This window comes from Bacillus sp. SIMBA_008, assembly GCF_046535495.1.
GTDB lineage: Bacteria > Bacillota > Bacilli > Bacillales > Bacillaceae > Bacillus > Bacillus subtilis.
In genome coordinates, this window is sequence record NZ_JAWRWL010001178.1 from 1 (window position 1) to 240 (window position 240).

The window sequence follows — 240 nt, forward strand, 5'->3', positions numbered from 1 at the left end:
GCCCCGCCGGGTTCTCCTCGCGCGCGATCTGAGACATCCGCCATGCGGCCTCGACGGCGGCCGCGTGCCCGCCGCGGCCGAGCGTGCCGAGCCGGGCGGCGGATCCGTGCTGTTCCATGCCCGTGCGGCCGTGGCCGCGATGGTCGTCGGCATAGGCCGCCCATCCCGCGTCCGCGAGCGCGGCGAGGAGCGTGGCGTACCGCCCCGCGTGCGCCCCGACGCCATGGAGCACGTGCACGG

The 240-nt window shown here is 77.9% G+C and carries 1 protein-coding gene; it reads right to left on the minus strand.

Annotation, left to right across the window (positions count from 1 at the left end; translation table 11 throughout):
- Positions 1 to 240: serine aminopeptidase domain-containing protein (locus tag SB658_RS27175; protein ID WP_410603641.1), on the minus strand; the 240-nt coding region annotated here is incomplete at both ends.